Genomic DNA, 19,838 nt, shown 5'->3' on the forward strand with positions numbered 1-19,838 from the left:
CTCTATACCAAAAGGGTGAAGACTTCGTTGGACAGCAGCAGCCCGTCGGGGACGCTCAGGCGCAATCGCCCTTCGTCGTACAACAGCCAACCGGCAGCGAAGGCCGGCTGTAGCACAGCACACAGATTTTCGACAGCCGCCGAGCCGAAGCGCTGCTGGAGCGCAGACAGTTCTACACCGGCGAGCAGGCGCAGCCCCAGCAGCAAAGTATCTGACAATTCTTCGTCAGAACCCATCGCTTCAGCAATTGTGAACTGTCCTGCTTCTACCCATAAGAAGTAATCATGCATCCGCCGGGGCCGCTCGACTCGCGCCCCCCAGACATAGCCGGTGGCTCCGTTGCCGATGCCGTAGTAGGGCCGGTTGTGCCAGTAGACCTGATTGTGGCGGCACTGACGGCCGGGCCGGGCAAAGTTGGATATCTCGTAGTGCTCATAGCCCGCCGCGATGAGCCGCTCGCGCGTTCTCAGGTACATCTGCACCGTCTGCTCTTCGTCCGGTAGCGGAGCCTGGCCGCTCCTGTACCGGCGGCCAAAGGGAGTCTGCTCTTCGAGGATCAGATCGTACAGGGAGATGTGCGCCGGTTGGGCGGCGAGCGCCTGGGTGAGCGAGTGCTCCCAGTCCTCGGGGCTCTGGTGCGGCAGTCCGAAGATCAGATCGAGGTTGAAGTTCGCAAAACCGGCGCGCTGGATCTGCTCGATCGCGTCGAAGACGTCTCTAAGGTCGTGGGAGCGGCCACAGAGTTTCAGCAGATGGGGCTGGAATGCCTGCACCCCCAGGCTCAGCCGATTGACACCGGCCCTTTGAAAGGCTTTGAGCTTGACCAGATCAAATGTGCCGGGGTTGGCCTCCAGCGAAATTTCTGCGTCGGGAGCAATCCCAAAGCGGGCGGCGAGCGCCCCCAGAATGCGCTCAAGCTGCTCAGCGGTGAGCAGCGACGGTGTGCCGCCCCCGAGATAGATCGTCTGCAGCGGATAATGGGCCGCCGGGGTAAAGGCGATCTCGCGCAGCAGGTAATCGACGTACTTGCCCATCAGCGCCTCTGTGCCGACGGTCACCGCAAAGTCGCAATAACTGCAGCGCGTCCGACAAAACGGAATGTGAATATACGCCGCGTCGGGCAGACGGCGGGCAACTTCGGGGCAAACTTGAGGAAGTGTTGCGCTTCGGGAAGCGGGGACGGTGGAGGCTATAATCTGTTTGATTGCCTCGTCCTGTCGTTCCATTACTGAGCGGAATGAGTCCGGATGTTTGATGCTGCGATTATTTGCTTGTTCATCCTAGCAGGCGCGGGGATCGGTTTTCACATCGTCGCTTTCCTGCCCACTTCCTGGACAGCAAATGTCGATGTCAGCGGCCTGCGCTGGGTAACCCTCGGTTTTGGTTTCGTCTTCGGAGCAGCCCTCGGAGCGCTGGTGCGCTCGGGCTATCGCCGCCTTGAGCGCAACATCCGCGAGATGCCGAGTGACGCGCTCCTTACCCGCTCGATTGGGCTGGTAGGCGGGTTGCTGCTCGCCAATTTTTTGCTCGGACCGATTTTTCTATTTCCGTTTCCGGATCAGCTCGCCTTTATCAAGTTTTTGGCATCGATTCTGGCGAGCCTCGTATTTGCCTATCTTGGGATGACCCTCGCCGACGTCCACGGCCAGGCTTTCCTGCGCCGCCTGAACATTGCCACCATCAAGGGCGGCACCGAACCTGGCCAGTTCCAGAGCATGTCTCTGGCAAAGATCGTAGATACTAGCTGCATCATCGATGGCCGCCTCGAAGAGTTGTTCGCCACCGCTTTTCTCGAAGGGTTTCTCGTCGTACCCCGCTTCGTCCTCGACGAGTTGCAACTGCTCGCCGACAGCGCCGACGCCGAAAAGCGGGCCCGAGGACGGCGTGGCCTCGACATCTTGAGCCAGTTGCAGTCGCGCTTCAACGACCGGCTCATCCTACACGAACTGGACTATCCAAAGCTCACCACCGTCGATGCCAAGCTCGTGCGCCTCGCCCAGGATCTCGAAGGGGCGCTCGTCACCAACGACTACAACCTCAACAAGGTAGCGAGCCTCCAGGGCCTCAAGGTGCTCAACATCAACGAACTGGCGAACGTTCTCAAGCCCCGCTTTTTGCCCGGCGACCTGTTGCAGGTAAAGATCCTGCGCGAAGGCAAGGAACCCCATCAGGGCGTGGCTTACCTCGACGACGGCACGATGGTCGTCGTCGAAGAAGGCAGCGGGCATATCGGCGAACAGGCGAGCGTGTCAGTAACTTCTGCCCTGCAGACGAGTGCCGGACGGATGATCTTTGCCCGCCTGCAGAGTCGGCCCGCGCCTAAGCTCTAGGCCGGATGCGGCGGCGGTCACTGTTGGCCCTCGTAATGGGTGAACTGTTAGTTGGCCCACCGCCTGCCCACGCTCTGCCGGTCGAGGAGCATTCTATCGGCAACCCCGCCGACGGTCTTCGCCTGGCCATCCGCGACAGTGGCCGCCCTGGTCCGCTTTATTTTGTTCCCCACGACAACGAGAACATTGCCGTCAGGGCTGTCGAGCGCCTCTGGCGGACGGAGCGACCAGTCGGGGTGCTCGTCGAAGTTCGCCAGATTGGCAATCGCTATATCTATCAACGCTTCGCCGGTCGCCGGTTCTACGCCGATCCGAACCGCCTCTACGACGGGCGCGCCGTAGTAAAAGCCCAGATTGAGGCACTGCCGCCTGTCTGGGCCTGCGGAACCGTTCTTAACCAGAGGCTGGGGGATGGGGAACTGGCCGACGCTGCTGCTCGTTTCGAGCGCATCGGAAAACAGATTCTAAGGGAGCTGTCGCACTGGCTGCGCCGGGGCTACGGGCCGCTGGTAGCAGTCCACAACAATACCGAGGGCGAATTTGCCGTAGACAACGCTGAAGGGACGGCAGGCCGGATTCACCGGGCTGCCGGAGTGGATACGGACGATTTTTTTCTGGTCACCCACGGGCACGACTTTGAGGCGCTGGGGCGATTGGGCTACAACGTCGCTCTGCAGCCGCCGCATCCGACCGCCGATGGCTCGCTCTCCGTCTGGGCAGCGCGCCACCGCTTGCGCTACATCAACGTCGAGGCCCAGCACCGCGACTGCCTCGATTACACTCGATCTGAGGGCCACCTGGACTACCAGTTCCAGATGCTGCGCGCCCTGTACTCGCTACGATGACGACGATTTTTGCGATCGAAACCAGCTGCGATGAGAGTGCTGCCGCGATTGTCCGGGGCCGCGAGGTCGTAGCATCGATCATTGCCTCGCAGGTAGACGTGCATCGGCGCACGGGCGGAGTCGTCCCGGAAGTTGCCTCCCGCGAGCACCTGCAGGCTCTTGGCGGCGTGGTGGAAGCCTGCTTTGCCGATAGTGGCCTCGGCTGGCAGGACATCGACGCTATTGCCTTTACCGCCGCCCCCGGCCTGGTGGGCTCTTTGTTGATGGGTTCGATGGCAGCGAAGACCCTGGCTCTCGTTCACGCCAGACCGCTCATCGGCATTCACCACCACGAAGGCCACATCTATTCGGCCTACCTGAGCGAAGCTGCCCTCGAACCGCCCTTTCTCTGCCTGCTCGTCTCCGGTGGCCATACCAGCCTGGTGGACGTGGCTGCCCACGGCAAATATCGCATTCTGGGTCAAACTCGCGACGACGCGGTGGGTGAAGCCTACGACAAGGTGGCCCGGCTGTTGCAGTTGGGCTATCCCGGCGGCCCGGCGATCGACAAGCTCGCCCTCACGGGCAACCCCCGCGCCTTCAACCTGCCCGCAGGCCGGGTCGAATCGCCCTACGACACCAGCTTCAGCGGCCTCAAGACCGCCGTCCTGCGCCTGGCCGAAAAGCACGCCCTCCAGAATCTGCCCCTCGATCCCGCCGATCTGGCTGCCAGCTTCCAGCGCACGATTGTCGAAGCGCTGGCGGTGCGCGTCGAGCGGGCGCTGGTGGATCTGGGGTACCGCACCGTCGTCGTCGCCGGGGGCGTCTCCGCCAACCGGGGGCTGCGCGAGCGGCTGGGCGCGCTGGCTGAGCAAAATGGCTGGCGGGCGATCTTTCCGCCGATGCGCTATTGCACCGACAACGCCGCGATGATCGCCTGTGCCGGTGTCGCCCGCTTCGAGGGCGGCTACCGCTCTCCCCTCACTCTGGCTGTGCAATCGCGGTTGGGGCTGGAGCAGTGCGGCGCACTCTACGCAGCCGACGATCTCTAAGCGCGATATGGGACAATTGAGCGGTCCTGAGCGTCCGAGTGGGGAGAGGGCGGGTGTTTGCACTGGTAGAAATTCTCGATGAACCCTGGGCGCGGGCGGCCCTTTCTGAGCAGTTCAATGTCTGGCGCGGCACTGAGGGCGAGTGGCAGTTATATTTGCCGGGACCGTGGCCAGTTCACTCCTGGCAGCAAGCGCCTACCAGCGAACTGGTGGTCGAGGGCACCGAGACGATCCGCGCTCTCATTGGCGGCGAGGACTGGCGGGCCTTCACCGCCCAGACCGCTCCCCTTTTTGCCCTGATCCAGAACTTTCCAAAGCTTGGCCACTGGGACGAAGAAGAGGAGATCGAGCCGTTTGTGCCCCTGTTACAAGCGGGCATTGAGCTATTGCACCTCACACCGGAGCACTTCGAGATCGATGCGGCGGGAACCATGCAGTTTCGGCCAGTGGGCCTGGTCGAACTACCGGACCCGCAGGTGCAGCAGTTTCTTGAAAAGCGTCCCCGCACCTGGAAGGCGCGTCCGCCGCGCGGCAGTGGCTGGAGTGCAAGCTGGCAGGTGCTCTGGAGCTGGATCGAGGCGGCCCGCTCCTTCTGGGGCACCCATTTCGTCAACCCCGTCGCCTCCCTTGCCCAGCCCTATGCGGGGCTGCCGGTGCAGCAACTTCCTGCACAACCGGCTGTGACCCATACGGTTACGACTGGTCCCCTGCCCCTCAAAGCCTTTCTCGATCGCTGCAGCGGGCAGCAACTGAGAGGCCAGCTCCGCCTGCACCTGGAAGCGGGCACCTGGCAGGCGCAACTGGTCGTGCAGTACCCGGCAGGACAGATCGAGCCTGCCCAGCCGATCGAGCGGGTGGTGCAGCTGGCTCGCGAGGTCGGTCTGGAGGAAGGGCACTGGCAGGGCGGCTGGACCCTGGAGCGCACGGCCACCGGCGGCGAAGGCTGGTTCTACGAGGTTCGCTCCGCCCCGCTCCCGGTACCGGCTTTGAGCCATGCGCTGCAGCTTGAACTATGAAGGCCGTCCTCTTCGACGCTGTGGGCACGCTGTTCGCTGTCCGGGGATCGGTGGGAGCCATCTACAGTGAGCAGGCCCGCCCCTTCGGTATCGAAGTGGACCCCCTCACGATCGAAAAGCGCTTTCGGCAGGCTTTTGCCGCTCGGCGTGCCCCCGCTGCCGATGCCCGGCAGTGGTGGCACCAGTTGCTTGTCCAGATTTTTGCTGACACCAATTTTCCTGAGTTTGAGCGCTACTTCGAGCAGGTCTGGCATTACTTTGCCACCGCCGCTGCCTGGCAGCTTTTTCCAGAAACCGCCCATGTCTTAAAGGTGCTACGTGAGCGTCACCTGCGACTGGCGGTCGTCTCTAACTTCGACGAGCGACTCTATCCGGTGCTGCGCGCCCTCGATCTCGCTTCTTACTTTGAGGCAGTCGCCATCTCCACCGAAGTCGGCTTTGCCAAGCCCGATCCGCGCTTGTTTGTCTATGCCCTGCAGCAGTTGGGTTGCACCGCCGATGAAGCCGTACACGTCGGCGATTCGCCTGAGGATGTGATTGGCGCTGAAGCCGCCGGAATCCGGGCTTTCAAGGTTGTCCGCGACGCAGAACCAGAAGCCGATGCGATCAGCTCCCTCACCCAGTTGATGGAGAGATTCTAAGAATCTGATTGCCTGCTGCCGCGATGCCAAGCCGGACACTGCCGCGCGTTCTCCAGCAGCGGGAAGCAACAGCTTGCACCGAAACCACTCAGCCTCCGCCGGACCATCCCGATGCAACCCTCCCTATCCCGCCAGATAGTTAATAGTGTTAATATTTTTCTCTCAGCTATCTGCACTTTGCTGGCGCTTCTTGCTCCGGTCCCAAGTTGGGCGATCGCTGGGAGCAGCGTCGATCGGCCCCTCATCTGGATTGTTTGTTTTAGCGTTCGGCGCACACTGCTGATAGCGGGAGTAGCAGGACTGACCATAAGCCGGGCCCAAGACGGCATCACCGTGGCCCGTCCCACCCACACCTTAGACCTGGCGCTTGCTGCCGTGCTCACCGCCCACCTTGAAAAACAGCGCTTCATCTGGGAGGACTTTATCTCGATGGTGCTCATCATTTTGCCGTGGCGGTGCTCTCGGAAACCTGCATGACAGTGCAGAACTCGCTGATGGGCCGGATCGCCCTCGCGGAAATCTGGTTCCACCACAAGTGGGTCGCCCTCGGTTCTGCCCTGATTAGCAGCCTATAAGCACCCTTGGCCTATCTGCCCCTGAGCTGGTGGTTGCGCGATCAGCCAAGAGATCTGCCCTAAATTACCTCATACGGAGTTCGAGCAGGTAATAATGAGCCATTCATTAACATGTTTAAAATTGTAACGGAAAGGGCTAATTCTGCATAATACTCGTGCGCCAGCACTAACTGTAAGCACGAATAGATTCTTCAAGAAAGCAAAAAATGAATTAGCGGTTCTGATGAAGAACTAGCTACGTCTACAGTGGGAGTTTGTTAGAAGATATAGGCTCTCTCACAAAGAGCCTATAAACATTATAAGGGCAGGCAGGCAGCCTGCTTGCTGAGAGAATTCACGCGTCTTCATTAAGGTCTTCGCGACTTATCAGGAGGATATCTTGCCAAACAATTCATGGACCCCAGCACAAATTACCGCAATTGTGTTTCTTACTGGATTCGCTGTACAGCAAGTGCTCCAAATCTTCGATCCGCTTGTTATTTGCTTAGTAAGCAAGCTTAAAGAAAAATTTTTTCAAGGACAGTCGGATAATGACCTCAAAAAATCAACGATGTCACTTCTGTCATTTGCATTGGGCATAGTGATTGTTTTGTTTAGCGATATTCGCTTGTTAAAGTTCATAAGCACGGAGCTAGCAGGTTGGATAGATTTGATCGTCAGCGCTTTGGTCGTCGGTGCAGGTACTGAGGCTGTAAACACGCTACAGAAGTTTTTTGGCTATGTGAAGGACGCACAAAAGCTCACACCTGTACCAGGAGTATTACTTGTTCCAAACGCTATCAAGGTGAAACAGGGTACAACATTTCATTTTAGAGCAAATACTACAGATATAGATGCGGAGGTAAAATAGGCTATCTTGCAGAGCGACGGCGGAACAATTGACCCAAATGGACTGTATACAGCACCTGCTACACCAGGAACCTATCAAGTATTGGCTATTGTCGCAGCAGACAAGACGAGATCCGCGATTGCAACGGTGACAGTGACGCAATAAATATACTCAATCTACGGGCTACATGGCGCGCGGCTCTATGACAGGGTTAGTGGGAGTGTATCCTTTCATCCTGCCCGGCTTTGTTCAGGAAGCAGGATGAGCTGGGTGCCCGCCGAGATTTCAGGTCAAAGTAGCCTACTGGAGGCTGCCTGGCAGGCGTAGAGTAGATCTATTGAGATCGCAGGTTTTGAGATCCGCTGTGCAAAGCTTTGTAGAGGATCTGCGGCGTCAGATCGAGGGTGAAGTCCGCTTTGGCGAGTTCGATCGCGTGCTCTACAGCACCGACGCCAGTTTTTATCGGATTAAACCGATCGGGGTGGTGATTCCGCGCACCGAGGCGGATGTGGTGGCGACGGTGGAGCAGACGCGCCGGGCAAAACTGCCGGTGCTTGCCAGGGGCGGCGGCACGAGTGTGTCGGGCCAGGCGGTGGGCGAGGCGGTCGTGCTCGATTTTTCCAAGTACATGCACCGGGTTCTGGAGCTGAATCTGGAGGAAGGCTGGGCCTGGGTCGAGCCGGGGCTTGTGCAGGATGCCTTCAAAAAGCAGTTGCGCCCCTATGCTCTGCAGTTTGGTCCTGAGACCGCGACCGCCAGCCGCGCCACCCTGGGTGGGATGGCTGCCAACAATTCGGCTGGAGCGCGCTCGGTGGTCTACGGCAAGGCGATCGACCACATTCTGGCCTGCCGGGCAGTGCTGGCGGACGGCTCGCTCGTCACCTTCGGCTCTGTCTCCGAAGCGGAGCGGCGGCAAAAAGCCGAAGGCAGCAGCCTCGAAGCCCAGCTCTACCGGCAGATCCCGCGCATCGTCGAGCGGCACAAAGAAGCAATTCTGGAGCGCTACCCGCGCGTACTCAGGCGGGTGAGCGGCTACAACCTCGACGCGCTGGTGAGCGAATTTGCCGACCTTTCGCCGATGGCCGACCCGGATCGCCGCTTCAACCTGGCGAAGCTGCTGGTCGGTTCGGAGGGTACGCTCGGGGTGCTCACGGCAATTAAAGTGCGGCTCATCCCGCTACCTGCCGCAACGGCCCTGGGCGTCGTCCACTTCGACAATCTCAACGCGGCGGTGGATGCGGTGAGCCCGATTCTCGAACTGGGGCCCTCGGCGGTGGAACTGGTCGATCACCAGATTCTCGGCCCGGCGATGCGCTCGCGCCAGTTCCAGGACCGGGTGGGCTTTGTCCAGGGCGATCCGGCGGCACTGCTCATTGTCGAATTTCAGGGCGAAAAGCAGCAGGAACTGGCTGGCCGGCTGGAGGCGCTGCGCCAGCGGCTGGGACGGGAACGCCTCGGCTACGCCCTGACGGATGTGTTTGGCGAGCAGGAGCAGGCGGAGGTCTGGAACCTGCGCAAGGCGGGACTGGGAATGCTGATGAGCGTGCGCGACGAGCGCAAACCGGTGGCCTTCGTCGAAGACCCGGCGGTGCCCGTCGAGCGGATGCCCGAATTTGTCCGCGCCTTTCAAAAGATCGTCGCCGAACATGGAGTGCGGGCGGGTTACTACGGCCATGCCTCGGTGGGTTGCCTGCACATCCGTCCGGCCCTCAACCTCAAGGACACCGCCGACATCGAGCGGATGAACGCTATTTTCGCGCAGGTGAGCGATCTGACGCGTGAATTGGGCGGTTCGATGAGCGGCGAGCACGGCGACGGTCTGGCCAGAAGCTGGCTCAACGAAAAGATGTTCGGCGGCGAGCTGTACGGTGCCTTTCAGCAGGTCAAGCGCGCCTTCGACTTCGAGAATCGCCTCAACCCCGGCAAAGTCGTCGATGCACCGCCGCCGGATCGCAACCTGCGCTACGGGCCGGACTACCGGACGGTGGAGCCTGCCACCACCTTCGACTTCAGCCGCGAATTCGGCATCGCCCGCGCCGTCGAGATGTGCAACGGCAACGGCAACTGCCGCAAGCAGGACGTGGGAACGATGTGCCCCTCCTACCAGGGCACCCGCGACGAGATGCACTCCACCCGTGGCCGCGCCAACGCCCTGCGCGCCGTGCTCGCCGGTCAGGCCGGAGCAGAAACTTTCACTGGCCGTGGCCTCTACGAGGTGATGGACCTGTGCCTTTCGTGCAAGTCCTGCCAGACCGAGTGCCCCTCCAGCATCAACATGGCCAAGCTCAAGGCCGAATTTTTGAGCCACTACCACCGCGAGCACGGCACGCCCCTCAGAGATCGCGTGATCGGTAACATTGCCCTGGTCAACCGGATCGGCAGCGCCACCGCTCCCTTCTCCAACTGGCTTTTGCACAGCGGGCTCGGCACGGTCGGTAAGCGAATGCTGGGTTTTGCTCCTGCCCGAGAGTTTCCGGCCTTTGCCTCCCAGCCTTTCAGCCGCTGGTTCCGGCGTCACCGTCCCTGGAGTGGGACCAGCCGGGGCAAGGTGGTGCTCTTCCACGACACCTACATGGAGTACAACGACCCAACGATCGGAATGGCGGCCACGGAGCTGCTCGAACGCCTCGGTTACGAGGTGATTCTGCCGGAGCGCCGCTGCTGCGGCAGGCCGATGATCTCGAAGGGTCTACTCAAAGAAGCCCAGGTAAATGCCCGCTTCAACGTCGAGCAGCTGACCCCCTATGCCCAGGCGGGAATCCCTGTTGTCGGCTGTGAGCCCAGTTGCATCCTCACCCTGCGCGACGAATACCTCGATCTGGTGCCCGGCGGAGCGGCCAAGGATGTCGCGTCCCACAGCCAGACGATCGACGAATTTCTCCACGACCGATTGCGCGCAGGAGAACTTGCCCTACCCTTCAAGAGCGACCGGCCACCGGCCCTGGTACATGGGCACTGCCACCAGAAGGCAATCACCGGCACCCGGCCCACCCTCGAAGTCTTGAAGCTGGCCTACGACGTACGCGAGATAGCTTCAGGCTGCTGTGGCATGGCCGGTTCCTTTGGCTACGAGCGAGAACATTACGACCTCTCGCTCACGATCGGTTCCCAGCGCCTTTTCCCGGCGATCGAACAGGCCACCGCCCAGACGGTCCTGATTGCCGACGGCATCTCCTGCCGCCAGCAGATCCAGCACGGCACCCGCCGCACCGCCCAGCATCTGGTCCAGGCGCTGGCAGCCGCCCTGCGCTAGAATACAACCCGCCCATGTAACTGCAACAGTCATACTGGCTCTGTCCCGCTTTGGTTGCAGGAAAGACCAGAGCAGCACCTTTTAGAGGCGGAGCGTTGACTTAACATCTTCTCTCCAGGCTATCGCGGCAATTCCCTGTCTTGAAAGGAGAACAGATCGTTCTCGCGTAATTACAACTTTCATAAAGGAGAATACACAATGGCCGAACAAGAAAAAGTACCCATCGATCAGAAGCTTGAGGTCGTGGTGTTCGGTGTTTCTGACGTTGACCGGGCGAAAGCATTTTATGAAAATCTCGGCTGGCGGCTCGACATCGATGCGGTGAAGGACGACTTCCGGGTTATACAATTCACGCCGCACAATTCGGAAACCTCGATCATCTTTGGCAAGGGAGTCACCTCGGCCAGCTCCGGTCCGGCGTACAATCTGGTTCTCGTTGTGGACGACCTCGATACTGTCCGAGCCGACCTGATCGCCCGCCGCATCGAGGTGAGTGAGATTTTCCACTATGCCGGCGGCCCCTTCAACAACACCGTTGAGAACCCACGCATCGACGGTCGCGACCCACAGGGCCGTTCCTACTCCTCATTTGCTTCGTTCAAGGATCCGGACGGCAACGAGTGGCTGCTCCAGGAGATTACCGAACGGCTTCCCGGTCGTGAGTGGACGTTGACGCAGGCACCGGCCCCAGACGTGCCAGCTCTTGCAGATTTGCTGCGTGAGACGGCAGAGCACCACGACCACTACGAGAAGACGCACGGTGAGCACCACTGGTGGGACTGGTACGCGCCCTACCTGGGTGCGCGTCAGACGGGCAGTAGCCCGGAGGTGGCAGCAACGGCAGCAGATCGCTACCTGGAAGCAATCCTCCAGGTACGTTCCCAATGACAATGCAAGGGCATAGATTATATACGTCGCTTTTGACGTACGTTACTTTTGACGTACAATAAAAATGACGTACGTTACTTTTGCCTGATGAGAGCCAATCCTGGTGGTCAAATTGCCCCTGCACAGGTCGTTGGTCGTGACGCACTGATCAAGAGGCTTTGGCGCGTGTTGGAGCGCCAGAGTCTAGTTCTCAGTGCTGAGCGTCGCATGGGCAAGACAACCATCATCCGCAAGATGGAAGCTGAGGTGTCGCAGAAGGGTGTGCTGGCCTTTTACAGAGATCTTGAGAACGTTCGCACTCCCATCGAATTTGTCGAAGTCATCCGTGAGGACGTTCAAAGTGCCTTGAGTTTACGGCAACGGACGGCTCAGGGCTTTCTAAAGCTGCTTTCCACTCTGGGTGGGGGTGAGGCAGCCGGAGTCAAACTTCCCGAGATTGCCGCTCCCAGTTGGAAAAGATTGCTGGAGGTGCTGATTACAGATCTGATGCGAGAGCCGGCTCAAACAGTAGTCTTCTTCTGGGACGAATTGCCGTTGATGATTTACAACATCCGCAACAGCAGCGGTGAGCAGACAGCTATGGAAGTCCTGGACACATTACGTGCTCTGCGGCAGATGCACGGCTCGCACCTGCGGATGGTTTTCACCGGTTCGATTGGACTGCACAACGTCCTCACGTCCCTAAAGCGAGCCGGATACGCCAACGATCCCACCAACGACATGCTGCAGGAGGACGTGCCGCCTCTAGATCCCGGCTCGGCACAGGAACTGGCGTCGCAACTGATTGAGGGAGAACAACTGAATACCCCGGATCCGCAGCACCTCGCCCGAGCGATTGCTACAGCTGGCAACGGTATGCCCTTCTACATTCAGCATGTCGTCGATCGTCTGACAGCCATCGGCAGCGCCATCGGTGCAGGACAGGTAGAGGAGGTGGTGCAACAATTTCTGTGCGATCCGCAGGATGTTCTCCACCTGCGGTATTACCGGGAGCGCATTGCTACTTACTACACTTCTGCAGAGCAGCCACTTGCCCTGGCTGTACTCGATGTCCTTGCGGCTACCAGCCCCGCCATCGGCTTTAGTGAGATACACAGCGGCATTCAGGCAAACCCAAAGACTGCAGATTCAGAGGATGAAGCCGTGCGCGAGATACTAACTTTATTGCAAAAAGACCACTATATTACCAGAGACAGTCAGGGTAATTATGCATTCCGCTCTTCATTCATCCAGCGCTACTGGCGATTTGCTCGGGGAGTGTTGTGATGCGCAGGAAATTTCTCTCACGGTTCACTCCCAGCTTGATGGCTGCCGAAGATTTGGAAGCTATCTTCGTGCAGCGCCAGAAACTGGTCGAGCGGTTTACGGACTTGATTCGCACCAGTGCCCTAACCCAGGCCAAGCATCACACACTGCTGATCGGGCCGCGTGGTATTGGCAAAACTCACTTCGTCTCACTGGTATATCACCGACTAAAAAAGCAAGAAGAACTCAAAGAAGCCCTACGCATTGCCTGGCTTCATGAGGAAGAATGGGGAGTCTCTTCATTGCTCGATCTGCTGATTCGTATTCTGCAGGCTCTAGTGAAGGAATACAACGATCAGGAGCTAGAGGAAAAAATCGAAAGCCTCTACGAGTCCTCAGCGGCTGAGGCAGAATCAAGAGCGAGAAAGATACTGAAAGACTGGCTCGGCCAGCGCACGCTTCTGTTAATTGTCGAAAACCTGGATGATGTCTTTCATGGTCTGAAAGAGCAAGGTCAGCAAAAACTGCGCTCCTATCTACAGGAGAACCCTTTCTGCACAATTCTGGCTACTTCCCAAAGTCTCTTCAACGGCATTTCGCTACAAACTTCGCCATTTTATGGATTCTTTCGGATACAGACACTGAAAGGATTGAGCCTAGAGGAAGTTCGAGAACTGCTTATCAGGCTCGCTCAACAAGACAGCAACCGGGATCTAGAAACTTTCTTGGCAACAGAAGTAGCTTTGAACAGAATTAAAGCTATCCATCATCTGGCCGGTGGATGCCATAGGATCTATATCATTTTTTATCAATTTCTAACCAGAGAAAGCCTCGATGAGTTGTCTAGTTCCTTCCTTGAAACTCTTGATGAGCTGACACCTTACTATCAATCGAGAATGGCTTCACTTTCAATGCAACAAAGAAAAATAGTTGAATTTCTCTGTACTCAAGGTGGAGGAGTAACGGTCAAAGAAATTGCCAGGAAGTGCTTTATTACCCATCAAACAGCTTCAAGCCAACTAAAAGACCTCTCAGAGAAAGGATATGTCCAGTCGATGTTTGAGGGTCGAGAATCTTTCTATGAAATTCGAGAACCCTTGATGCGCTTATGTGTCGAAATTAAGCAGAGTCGTGGAAGGCCAATTCGTCTATTCGTTGAGTTTCTGAAGAACTGGTATTCTCGAAGGGAATTAGAGGAACTTCACTCAAAATTCCTAAACTCTGGCTCGATAGAGATAACGCACTTGCAAATGGCAATAGAAGAGCACGATTCTTCAAGGAATACACTCGATCTCTTAGGAACTCTTTCCAAGCAGATACACCATTTCCGAGAGCAATGGGAAAGTTTTGAGCAGTTGGACGAGTCGAAGCGAGCGTATTGCCACGTCATCGTCCAGTTGGCCAAGCTAATGCCTCAAACACCCACGAGCGAAGACCTTGAAAAGTTTGCTCCCCTTTTGCCATACTTGGAGGAGACGGCGACTGAATTGGTGCGCTGGATCGAAGATGATGGATTGATCTGGGTTTTCTCAAGTGTTGCCAGATATTACGAGAGGCAGGAGGCATACCATATGGCAGAGTCTTGGTACCGACGCTGCTTGCAGGTGTGCCAGGAGCGATGGGGTCAAGAGCATCCTTCCGTAGCTACAAGTCTTAATAACCTAGCCTTACTCTACTTATACCAAAGTTCGTATAAGGAGGCCGAGCCGCTGTTTATTCAAGCTCTCGAGATGAATAAAAAGTTGTTAGGCCAGCAGCATCCTTCCGTAGCCAGAAGTTTCAATAACTTGGGCTTGCTTTATAATCTTCAAGGCCAGTATGAAGAAGCTGAATTGATGTATGTTCGGGCTCTCGAGCTGCGACAGAAGCTTTTGGATCAGGAGTATCCTTACATAGCTCTCGTTCTCGACAACCTAGCTGGACTCTACCGTTCTCAGGGCCGGTATGAGAAGGCTGAGTTACTGTATACTCAAGCTCTCGAGCTGCGACAGAAGCTTTTGGATCAGGAGCATTTAGATATAGCTAGGAGTCTCAATAACCTGGCTATCCTATATACGATGCAGTCTCGGTGGTTAGAAGCTTTTGAGAGTTATCGGAAGAGCTTTCATATTCTTGAAAAAACTGGTAACAAGTTTAGAGAGATAGGAGTTCTTTCTCATCTGATCGATGCTTGCATCGGTGCTGAAAAATGGAAAGAGACTCTGAAATATATTCAGCTTCTCCTTCATGAACACGCCGTTCATAATTACGAGCTACCCGATGATTACTGGTCATACTCACTAGCAGGCAGGATGACCACTAGCCTACGCGCCCTTTCGGCTGTAAAAGCGGAGTTCAGAGAGCTAAAAGAGTGGTTTGAATTGTGGAAGCCATTGATTGAGCGTTATTCGGAGCTTCAAGTGCCAGGTCGCCTGCTCGCAAGCTGGGTGCAATACCAGGAGAAGCAGGGCGATCCGCGCGTATTGCTGGCCCTCCCAATTGAACAGCGGCGCATTCTGGAAGAATTGATCAATCCCCGTCCATCAACTGCAGGTTCTGAAACAGTACATTAGCGACGCTGGATCTCGACTGTGCCATTGCTGTAGGCGGTGAGGGCGTTGGACTGCAGGTAAGCTCTTGCCCGGCTGTCGCCTTTGAGATAAGCGTCCCAGAAAGCGACCGTAGCAATCTTGATGTCGTCCCAGATGGCCGATTGGGTCCCTACTTCGTCTCGAAGCTGGTTGAACAGTTTTCCCCCGCCCCCTTCGCCGGGGCCGCCCAGAGCAGCGTGGTTCGCCCCTTCGATGATGAGGCCGTACTTGTTGCCGGGGGCGGAAAGTTTGAAGGCATCTAATTTTTGCTGGGCATCCTGGCCGGTGATCCCCCGGTCGAGGGAGCCAGTAATCACCATGAGGGGCAGTCTGATGCCACTCCAGGAATTGTCAGTAAGGCCCTGCTGGCCGCTGCCCTGGCCGGAGAGCATCAGTACCGCCTGCACGCGGTTGTCAGCAAAGCTGGTGCTGCCCCGGCCCGGAATGTTCACCCGCGCTCCGGCGATCAGTTGGGCAGTGTAGGCTCCCAGGGAATGGCCGCCGACGCCGATGCGAGCAGGGTCGATCTTGCCCCTGAGTTCGGGAATCTGGTTTTCGAGGCTGCCCAGCGAATCGATGACAAGGGAGATGTCCTGGGCGCGGTTGATCCAGGTATTGGGATCGTCGTTGATCCGGCGGATTCTGCCCAGCATACCCATGCCGCCCCCGCCGCCGAAACCGCCACGACCAAAACCGCCACCGCCACCAAAACCACCGCGCCGGTTTTGCTGGGGGTTCTCGCCCTGCCCACCAAAAGAATCGGCGTGGGTCGGGTTGATCACGACGTAGCCGTGGGAAGCCCAGAACTGGGCAAAGGGGGCTTTGCGCTCGCCTGAGCCACCGGTGCCGTGGGAGAAGATGATGACTGGAAATGGTCCTTTTGCGTCTGGGTAGGCGATGTAGAGCGGCAACTGCTTGCCGCGCCGCTGGTCTGTGAGGCCAATTTGAGAAGCTTCTTGAACGCGGTAGGTGCCGTCTGTAGCGTAGGCATTGCTGGTGGCGTCGGCTCTGGCATCGATCTGCGGGGGCCGCTGGGCATCGGCGGGCCAGAAGGCGAAGACAGCGCCCAGAATAAACGCCAGCGCCGCACCGACGATCAGGAGCGGACTGCGCCGGTTTCGAGGGAACATCCTGTCCTCCCGCGAAAATACATCGACTTGTAAGGCAAAAGTCCGGGTGCGCCGGACCCCCCGCCAATGTAACAGACGACCAGCCGGTAGTGGCTTTACTTCACCGGCGCGACATCCGAGGTGCAGAAGGCGCAGCGCTTCGCTTCGATTGGAATCTCACTCAGGCACTCGGGGCACTTGCGCGTCGTCGGATCAGCTGGAGCGGGCGAGTTGCGGGTGCGGGCGATCAAGGCGTTGACGGGCAGAACCACCAGAAAATAGATAACCGCTGCGATGATCAAAAACGAAATGATCGCGTTGATCAATTCACCGTAGAGAAATTTGCTGTTGTTGATCGTGAAATAGAGATTCGAGAAATCCGGCTGGCCGCCGATCGCAGCGATCAGAGGCGTCACCAATCCTTTTACGAATGTGTCTACTATTTTGCCAAATGCCGCACCGATGACGACGCCGACAGCCAGATCGACGACGTTGCCCCTCAACAAAAATTGCTGGAAACCTGAAAGCATATTGAACACTCCTGCGACAAAAAGGGATTGAACACCGCAAGATTATCTCATCTTGAATCAGGGGATTTCAGTAGCGATTGGCAACTTGAAAACAAAGATTTCCAGACGAAGCAGGGGCAAAGCGTCAGTTTCCCAGTTGCGACGGCAGCCCGCCCGAAGGATAGTGCTCCTGTCTGCGGCTGCTCTGCAGGTGCTGGCTGATTCCCAGCCCGCCTACGTAGCCGTAACCTGAGACGTACAGGAGCAAAAAAGGCAGCACCCCCCAGGCGTGAGCGGCGATAGCGAGAACCAGCGCCCAGAGCGCGTAAGCCCCCAGGCCCAGTTCCGCAAAGCTCAGCGGATCGAGGGGCAACTGGTAGCGCTTGGACTGCCAGCGGTCGCCGGGGGCGACGACGGCAAATTTGGGGGTACGGCGAAAGGAACCGCCGCGATCGACCAGACCCGCCAGCACCGCCCGGCTGTTGGCGAGGGACAGGCCCGTGCCGAGGACAGCGAGAAGCACAATGCGGGGCAGGGCGCGCCACCAGTGGCTAGGATGCAGTTCGCGCTGGGCGGCCAGATAAAGAACCGGTGGACCGAAGGTCGCCGGGACCATCAGCACTCCCCAGAGGCGGCTGAGGGGGTGATCGCCCACCCAGGGGGTAAGTAGCAGCGGCACAGAAGCCAGCACGATGAAGAGCATCAAGGGATGGACGGCGTAGCCCGTCAGATGGAGCGTCGCCTGCAGCTTCTGCGCAGCGCCGAGGGGAGCGGCCCAGACCGGCCCCAGCAATTTACGGGCGCACTGGATGCTGCCTTTGGCCCAGCGCGCCTGCTGCAGTTTGTAGGCGACCATCGTCACCGGCAGCTCGGCTGGGGCGACGATCCGGTTGTCGTAGAGCGCCCGCCAACCGGCAAGCTGGCTGCGATAGCTGAGGTCGAGATCTTCAGCCAGAGTGTCAGCCTGCCAGCCGCCGCCGCCCGTGATCGCCGCCTTGCGCCAGATCCCGGCGGTGCCGTTGAAGTTGAGCAGGTAGTGATTGCCGTAGCGCGCCTGCTGCTCGATGGCGAAGTGGCCATCGATACCCAGCGCCTGCAGGCGGGTGAGGAGCGAATAGTCGGCGTTGGTGTGAGCCCAGCGGGTCTGCACCAGCCCGACCTCTGGATCGCCAAAGTGGACGAGGGTGCGCTTGAGCCAGTCGGCGGGCGGCAAAAAATCGGCGTCAAAGATGGCGATAAATTCGCCCTGCGCCTCCGGCAGGGCGGCGGCGAGGGCACCGGCCTTAAAACCCCGCCGGTCGCGGCGCGCAAGATAGTCGATCCGATAGCCGCGCTCGCGGTACTCGGCGACGGCAGCCGCAAGGATGGATCCTGTCTCGTCGGTCGAATCGTCGAGCACCTGGATCTGCAGCGCTCCGGCAGGATAATCGAGGGCACAGACGGCGGCGAGCAACCGGCGGCAGACGTACAGTTCGTTATAAATCGGCAACTGCACCGTGACCACCGGCCAGTCCACCGGAGGCGCAAACGAACCGGCAGTGTTGCCGCCGCGATGCCGCCTGAAGGTGAGCCAGTAGGCGTTGATGCCATAGCAAAAAAGCCACAGGGCCGCCAGGCTGTTGAGAGCCAGCAACCCAAAAGCACAACCGTTCTGGAATTCAACCAGCGTGCTGTTCAGAAGTCCTCTGGGGCGCAACGATCCGGTTGTTGGCATCGACGTGGACCACCAGCGGCTGGTGGTGACGCAACTCGTCGCTGCTCGCCTGGCCGTAGGCAAGAATGATCACCTGATCGCCCGCGACCGCGAGCCGAGCGGCGGCTCCGTTGAGGACGACGGCTCCAGAACCCGCCGTCGCCTCGATCGCGTAGGTGACCAGTCGCGCTCCGTTGTTGAGGTTGACGACGTGGACCTGCTCGTAGGGCAAAATACCGGCAGCATCGAGCAGGTCAGCATCGACGCTCACTGAACCGACGTACTCCAGGCAGGCACCGGTGACGGTGGCGCGGTGAATCTTACCCAGCAAAACGGTGCGCAGCATCGCCTTTTTCTCTCTAGCGGTAGGCCGCGATAGACTTGTCAATTAACGCCTGGGCGACGGCCACACCCTGCCAGCCGGTGATCTCGGTCACTTTTTTTTCTAGCCGCTTGTAGGTGGCAAAAAATTCGGCGATCTCGTCGAGCCGGTGCTGCTCGAGGTCGCCAATGTCTTTGATCCCGGCGTAGCGCGGATCTTTGGCCGGCACACAGAGAATCTTCTCATCGCCGTCGCCGCCGTCGATCATCCCCAGCACCCCGATGGGCCGGGCCGCAATAAGACAACCGGGGAAGGTCGGCTCGTCCATCAGCACCAGCCCGTCGAGCGGATCGCCGTCGTCTGCCAGCGTATTGGGGACAAAGCCGTAATCGCCCGGATAGTACGTCGCTGAGTAGAGTACGCGATCGAGGGCAAAGACCCCCAGTTCCTTGTCGAACTCGAACTTGTTGTGCGAACGGCTGGGAATCTCTACCAGCACGTTGAGCAGCCCCTCTTTTGGCCGCGCCGGAATCTTGCTCAGGTCGATCACAGTGTCCTCGTCTACTACCGGTCTTCGATGGCTATTTTACGGTAGCGCAACTCATCAATCGAATTCAATGAAAGAAAAATAGCGATAATTATTCGGGTTTTCTTATTTATAAAAAAGGCTCATAAATACTAGGATTTACTGCTATTTCTACTTGAAATGGCGGGATATTTGCTCCGTGGCCAAAAATACGCTCGGTCATCAATTGCTGATATAGCAGGCTTTTAGATTAGTGCTTAAGAGTGGCAGACTTGCATGCTCCTGTCAAAATGTGGTAGCTATGCTCTTGAGAATCGCAAGCTTGCTCGTGGTCGCACATTCCTTCCTTCGTCTCAATTTAAAACCTTCGTGCGAAATGCCAGTTGTTGGATTGTTGTCGATGTGTAGAAGGCTACAGCTAGCTGACGATGGGGATGATTCGATTGTGTCGGCGAA

At 58.1% G+C, this 19,838-nt stretch carries 17 protein-coding genes; 11 read left to right on the plus strand and 6 right to left on the minus strand.

Features of this window, described 5'->3' with window-relative positions; translation table 11 throughout:
• Nucleotides 1-2: 2 nt before the first annotated feature.
• Entirely contained in the window at nt 3-1,058 is a 1,056-nt protein-coding gene (hemW, locus tag GKIL_RS17750) for a radical SAM family heme chaperone HemW (protein WP_245595863.1), read from the minus strand.
• Between the two features lie 189 nt (nt 1,059-1,247).
• Here hemW and GKIL_RS17755 point away from each other — a divergent pair, with 189 nt between their 5' ends.
• The 11 genes from GKIL_RS17755 to GKIL_RS22975 all read left to right on the plus strand — a co-directional run bounded on the left by GKIL_RS17755 (nt 1,248) and on the right by GKIL_RS22975 (nt 15,205).
• Nucleotides 1,248-2,330 (plus strand): PIN/TRAM domain-containing protein, encoded by a 1,083-nt coding sequence (locus tag GKIL_RS17755; protein ID WP_023175191.1) that lies wholly within the window; start codon nt 1,248-1,250, stop codon nt 2,328-2,330.
• A gap of 5 nt (nt 2,331-2,335) precedes the next feature.
• A complete protein-coding gene (locus GKIL_RS17760) occupies nt 2,336-3,175 on the plus strand; it encodes a hypothetical protein (RefSeq protein ID WP_023175192.1) in 840 nt (279 codons plus the stop codon).
• Complete coding sequence (tsaD, locus tag GKIL_RS17765) at nt 3,172-4,206, plus strand: tRNA (adenosine(37)-N6)-threonylcarbamoyltransferase complex transferase subunit TsaD (RefSeq protein WP_023175193.1); 1,035 nt, start codon at nt 3,172-3,174, stop codon at nt 4,204-4,206. The genes GKIL_RS17760 and tsaD overlap by 4 nt, the downstream gene beginning before the upstream one ends.
• A 53-nt stretch (nt 4,207-4,259) precedes the next feature.
• Nucleotides 4,260-5,222 (plus strand): hypothetical protein, encoded by a 963-nt coding sequence (locus GKIL_RS17770; protein WP_023175194.1) that lies wholly within the window; start codon nt 4,260-4,262, stop codon nt 5,220-5,222.
• Nucleotides 5,219-5,863 carry an HAD-IA family hydrolase gene (locus GKIL_RS17775; protein WP_023175195.1) on the plus strand — a complete coding sequence of 215 codons (645 nt, stop codon included), beginning with the start codon at nt 5,219-5,221 and terminating at the stop codon, nt 5,861-5,863. Before GKIL_RS17770 ends, GKIL_RS17775 begins: the two co-directional genes overlap by 4 nt.
• A 177-nt stretch (nt 5,864-6,040) precedes the next feature.
• On the plus strand, nt 6,041-6,340 hold the full coding sequence (mreD, locus tag GKIL_RS25535) for a rod shape-determining protein MreD (RefSeq protein ID WP_223173782.1): 300 nt from the start codon (nt 6,041-6,043) through the stop codon (nt 6,338-6,340).
• A gap of 477 nt (nt 6,341-6,817) precedes the next feature.
• Entirely contained in the window at nt 6,818-7,288 is a 471-nt protein-coding gene (locus GKIL_RS17785) for a hypothetical protein (protein ID WP_023175198.1), read from the plus strand.
• Between the two features lie 343 nt (nt 7,289-7,631).
• Nucleotides 7,632-10,520, plus strand: a complete 2,889-nt coding sequence (locus GKIL_RS17790) for an FAD-binding and (Fe-S)-binding domain-containing protein (RefSeq protein ID WP_023175199.1) — start codon at nt 7,632-7,634, stop codon at nt 10,518-10,520.
• A 198-nt stretch (nt 10,521-10,718) separates the two neighbouring features.
• On the plus strand, nt 10,719-11,408 hold the full coding sequence (locus tag GKIL_RS17795; RefSeq protein ID WP_023175200.1) for a VOC family protein: 690 nt from the start codon (nt 10,719-10,721) through the stop codon (nt 11,406-11,408).
• 207 nt (nt 11,409-11,615) lie between these two features.
• Entirely contained in the window at nt 11,616-12,674 is a 1,059-nt protein-coding gene (locus tag GKIL_RS17800) for a hypothetical protein (protein WP_223173783.1), read from the plus strand.
• Nucleotides 12,674-15,205: a tetratricopeptide repeat protein gene (locus GKIL_RS22975; RefSeq protein ID WP_023175202.1), complete on the plus strand. Its 2,532-nt coding sequence runs from the start codon at nt 12,674-12,676 to the stop codon at nt 15,203-15,205. Before GKIL_RS17800 ends, GKIL_RS22975 begins: the two co-directional genes overlap by 1 nt.
• Here GKIL_RS22975 and GKIL_RS17810 read toward each other — a convergent pair.
• The 5 genes from GKIL_RS17810 to GKIL_RS17830 form a co-directional block, all read right to left on the minus strand.
• Entirely contained in the window at nt 15,202-16,353 is a 1,152-nt protein-coding gene (locus GKIL_RS17810; protein WP_023175203.1) for an alpha/beta hydrolase family protein, read from the minus strand. The genes GKIL_RS22975 and GKIL_RS17810 overlap by 4 nt on opposite strands.
• A 95-nt stretch (nt 16,354-16,448) precedes the next feature.
• A complete protein-coding gene (gene mscL / locus GKIL_RS17815) occupies nt 16,449-16,862 on the minus strand; it encodes a large conductance mechanosensitive channel protein MscL (protein ID WP_023175204.1) in 414 nt (137 codons plus the stop codon).
• 124 nt (nt 16,863-16,986) lie between these two features.
• Nucleotides 16,987-18,555 carry a cellulose synthase family protein gene (locus tag GKIL_RS17820; RefSeq protein WP_023175205.1) on the minus strand — a complete coding sequence of 523 codons (1,569 nt, stop codon included), beginning with the start codon at nt 18,553-18,555 and terminating at the stop codon, nt 16,987-16,989.
• Nucleotides 18,500-18,880, minus strand: coding sequence for an aspartate 1-decarboxylase (gene panD, locus GKIL_RS17825; RefSeq protein WP_023175206.1), 381 nt, complete (start codon nt 18,878-18,880; stop codon nt 18,500-18,502). The genes GKIL_RS17820 and panD overlap by 56 nt, the downstream gene beginning before the upstream one ends.
• Before the next feature lie 13 nt (nt 18,881-18,893).
• Complete coding sequence (locus tag GKIL_RS17830; RefSeq protein ID WP_041244981.1) at nt 18,894-19,403, minus strand: inorganic diphosphatase; 510 nt, start codon at nt 19,401-19,403, stop codon at nt 18,894-18,896.
• Between the last annotated feature and the right edge of the window lie 435 nt (nt 19,404-19,838).

The organism is Gloeobacter kilaueensis JS1, assembly GCF_000484535.1.
GTDB classification, from domain to species: domain Bacteria; phylum Cyanobacteriota; class Cyanobacteriia; order Gloeobacterales; family Gloeobacteraceae; genus Gloeobacter; species Gloeobacter kilaueensis.